Genomic DNA, 1,058 nt, shown 5'->3' with positions numbered 1-1,058 from the left:
ATATGACCCCGCGCGACAAAGAGATGGAACGCCTGCACCGGCTACAGAGACTGGAACACTACAATACCCGCGAAAGCATGGTACTCAAACGTAGCCATCTCCAGTATAAAACCGCAATGAATCGGAGCGAATCCCTTACACTCCAACGCCTCCAAAGTGAGCAGTTCCCCGACGACACCACACAGGAACAGATCGACAGGGCTTACATAGGGTGGAGAAAACCTAAGAACCGTCGAGAGTACGCATCTTACCTGAGCGGCTGGGCCATTAACTCCACAGCAGCTAAAGTGCCCATGTTCTTTGAGCCCGCCTCAACCCGGTTCCAGATGCCTGCGAATGACGCACGGATACTCCGCCGTTGGCTGCCTACGCGTGAAGACGTCGTAGACATACTAAGCCCCGGTAGATGAACACGCGCTCACTCATTGCAGGGGCTGCACTGGCGGGGATAGTAGGAATGGCTGCACTGAATACAGCGCAAGTCACAACGCCGCGTTTTGGAGGACAGGTCGCCCACGGCCCGGTCTACATCTTTGGTAAGCGTGCATACTCCTACAAACTGTCCAGGTTTCTGACACCGGACCCTGCCAGATCCGAATACAGCAGCTATCTCTATGCAAAGGACAACCCCCTGAAGTTCCATGACAAGTCCGGGGAAATAGCCGTGGCCATCATAGCCTTCTTCACAGCGCTGATCGGCACATCCGCCATATCCGCCTCCCTCGCAGGGGGCGCAGGGGGCGCTACAGCGGGTGCTGTGACCGCAGCTACAGCATCTGCCACCGCGGCAGCTACCGCGACAGCCTCCGCGACAGCTGCCGGTGTGGCAGCCGGGGAAGTGGCAGCAGTCACCGGGGCAGCTGCCGCCTCCGCAACGGCGGGTGCCGCTGCCACAGGCGTAGCAACCGGGGCTTCCGTTGCCGCAGAAACCGCTGCCACAGCCTCCGCGGGCTGGGCTGTCATGGCTACCGGGGTTGAATCCGCTACTGCCAGTGCAGAGGCCGTGGGCCTGTCAGGGGGCGCCGCTGCCATGGGCGATACCGCCGATGCTATCGCTG

At 60.2% G+C, this 1,058-nt stretch carries 2 protein-coding genes; both read left to right on the top strand.

The window, feature by feature from the left end; genetic code table 11:
• A partial coding sequence (locus ACOCD2_RS21575) for a hypothetical protein (protein ID WP_419626088.1) occupies positions 1-410 on the top strand: 410 nt, incomplete at its 5' end.
• Between the two features lie 47 nt (positions 411-457).
• A partial coding sequence (locus ACOCD2_RS21570) for an RHS repeat-associated core domain-containing protein (protein ID WP_419626086.1) occupies positions 458-1,058 on the top strand: 601 nt, incomplete at its 3' end.

The organism is Thiolapillus sp., from assembly GCF_048562965.1.
Lineage (GTDB): Bacteria > Pseudomonadota > Gammaproteobacteria > Chromatiales > Chromatiaceae > Thiolapillus > Thiolapillus brandeum_A.
The sequence above is the reverse complement of the archived record's forward strand: the minus strand, read 5'-3'. Positions and strand labels throughout refer to the sequence as shown.